Consider the following 2,889-nt stretch of genomic DNA (forward strand, 5'->3'; position numbering starts at 1 on the left):
TCCTCGGACTCACCACCGTCACCATCGACGACCGCTTCTTCGACCTCGGCGGCCACTCCCTCCTCGCCACCAAACTGGTCAGCCGCATCCGCACCACCCTCGGCACCGAACTGCCCATCCGCACCCTGTTCGACTCCCCCACCGTCGCCGCCCTGGCCGCCGCCCTGCCCGAGCGCGAGCAGACGGCCGCGCCGAAGAAGGCCCGCCCGGCTCTGCGGCCGATGCGCCGCCCCGGCGGCCCGGCCTGACCTGCCGCCCACCTCGCGGCCCCATCCACCGCAGGATGCGCGCCCGCCGCCGGCCCGGCCGGCGGCGCGGCGGGCGGCGCCCCGCGACCGCCGAACCCCACCAGCCCCACCAACCACAGCAGCCGTAAGTCGCCAGTCGGAGGCAGACCTTGATCCCGTTGTCGTTCGCCCAGCAGCGGCTCTGGTTCATCGAACAGTTCGAGGGCCCGAGCGCCCTCTACAACACGCCGTTCGCCCTCCGGCTGACCGGCGAGCTCGACGCCGCCGCCCTCGAAGGCGCGCTGTGGGACGTGGTGGCCCGGCACGAGGTGCTGCGCACCGTCTTCCCGACCACCGACGGCCAGCCCCACCAGCACATCCTCGACCAGGGGCGCCCGCCGCTGCACCGGGTGCCGGTGGCCGACGAGGCCGAACTGTCCGAGCGGCTGCGCGAGGACGCCGGGCAGGTCTTCGACCTCGCCGCCGACCTCCCCGTCCGCGCCTGGCTGTACGCCCTCCCCTCGCCGGGCGAGCACGTCCTGCTGCTGCTGACGCACCACATCGCCAGCGACGGCTGGTCCGTCGCCCCGCTCTTCCGCGACCTCGCCACCGCCTACGAGGCCCGGCTCGCCGGCACCGAGCCGCAGTGGGAGCCGCTACCGGTGCAGTACGCCGACTACACCCTCTGGCAGCGCGAGTTGCTCGGCGAGGAGGACGACCCGGAGAGCGTCGTCTCCCAGCAACTCACCTACTGGCGACAGGCGTTGTCCGGCCTCCCGGAGGAGCTGGCGCTCCCCTGCGACCGCCCCCGCCCGACCGCGCCCACCCGCCGGGGCGGCGCCGCCGCGTTGGAACTCGACGTCGAACTGCACATCGCCCTGGCCGCGTTGGCCGGCGCGCAGAACGCCAGCCTGTTCATGGCCCTGCAAGCCGCCGTCGCCGCCCTCTACACCCGCCTCGGCGCGGGCACGGACCTGCCGATCGGCACCGTCGTCGCCGGACGCACCGACGAAGCCCTCGACGACCTGGTCGGCTTCTTCGTCAACACCCTGCTGCTGCGCACCGACACCAGCGGCAACCCGAGCTTCCGCGAGCTGCTGGACCGCGTCCGCCGCACCGACCTCGACGCCTACGACCACCAGGACATCCCCTTCGAGCGCCTGGTCGAACACCTCAACCCCACCCGCACCGCCGGCCACCCCCTCTTCCAGTCGCTCGTCACCCTGAACACGGAGCGGGCCGGCGATCTCGCCTTCGGCCCGGTGTCGGCCCGGCCGGTCGAGGCCGGCGAGGCCCAGGCCCAGTTCGACCTGAACTTCAACTTCGTCGAACACCTCGCGGCGGACGGCGACTGCCTCGGCGTCCGCGGCGCCGTCGACTACGCGGCCGACCTGTTCGACCACGCCACCGCCACCGCCCTCGCCGAGCGGCTGCTGCGCGTCCTGCGCGCCGTCGCGGCCGACCCGGACACCCCGATCGGCAGCATCGAGATCCTCGACCCCGCCGAACGCGAGCACCTGCTCACCGGCTGGAACGGACCGACCGCACCGGTGCCCGACACCAGCCTGCCCCGGCTGTTCGAAGCCCAGGCCGCCGCCACCCCCGACGCCCCCGCCCTGATCACCGACGCCGAACAGCTCAGCTACGCCGAGCTGAACGAGCGCGCCAACCGCCTCGCCGCCCTGCTGCTGGCGCGCGGCCTGACCACCGAACAGCCGGTGGCGGTGCTGATGGAGCGCTCCGCCGGGCTGCTCACGGCCGTCCTCGCGATCGCCAAGGCGGGCGGCACGTACGTCCCGCTGGACGACCGCTACCCGCTGGACCGGCTCCAGCACATCCTCACCGACACCCGCACCGGCCTGCTGCTCACCGACCCGGCCCACCACGGGCACCCGGTCCTCGCCACCGGCGGCTTCGCCACCGTCGAGGTCACCGACGCGCTGCTCGCCACGGCCCCCGAGGCGGGCGACCCGGCCGTGCCCGTGCACCCCGGCCAACTGGTCTACGTGATGTACACCTCGGGCTCGACCGGCCTGCCCAAGGGCGTCGCCGTCACCCACCGCAACGTGGTGGACCTGCTGGGCAACCAGCACTTCCGCGCGGGCCACCACGAGCGCGTCCTGCTGCACTCGCCCACCGCCTTCGACGCCTCCACCACCGAGATCTGGGCGCCGCTCGTCACCGGCGGGGCGATCGTGCTGGCCGAGCCCGGCGAACTGGACATCCGGCGCCTCGCCGAGACCATCACCACCCACCGGGTGACGCTGGTCCAGGCGCCGTCAGGCCTGCTGCGGCTGATGGCCGAGGAGACGCCGGAGGCCTTCCGGGCCGTCCGGCAGGTGTGGACCGGCGGCGACGTCGTCCCGCCCGAGGCCGTCCGCCGGCTCTTCCAGGCGTGCCCGGACACCTCCGTCGTCGCGGTCTACGCACCCACCGAGACGACGGCCATCAAGACCACCTTCACCATGACCCCCGCCTCGGCGGTCCCGAACGTGGTGCCGATCGGCCGCCCGCTGGCCAACACCCGCACCTACGTCCTCGACACCGCGCTACAGCCCGTACCCGCCGGCGTGGCAGGCGAGCTGTACATCGCCGGCGCCGGACTCGCCCGCGGCTACACCGGCCGACCCGCCCTCACCGCCGAACGCTTCGTCGCCTGCCC

Annotated in this window: 2 protein-coding genes and 1 pseudogene; all 3 read left to right on the top strand. The window is 74.1% G+C overall.

Annotated features, from left to right (window positions below; translation table 11 throughout):
• The coding region (locus ABT015_RS37815) for a phosphopantetheine-binding protein (protein WP_350887867.1) at positions 1-248 on the top strand (248 nt) is incomplete at its 5' end.
• A 158-nt stretch (positions 249-406) separates the two neighbouring features.
• Positions 407-1,690: pseudogene (locus tag ABT015_RS38095) on the top strand (condensation domain-containing protein); the annotation flags it as partial.
• A gap of 87 nt (positions 1,691-1,777) precedes the next feature.
• A partial coding sequence (locus tag ABT015_RS38100; protein ID WP_502897512.1) for an amino acid adenylation domain-containing protein occupies positions 1,778-2,889 on the top strand: 1,112 nt, incomplete at its 3' end.

The organism is Kitasatospora sp. NPDC094016 (assembly GCF_040304045.1).
In the GTDB taxonomy this organism is placed as follows: Bacteria; Actinomycetota; Actinomycetes; order Streptomycetales; family Streptomycetaceae; genus Kitasatospora.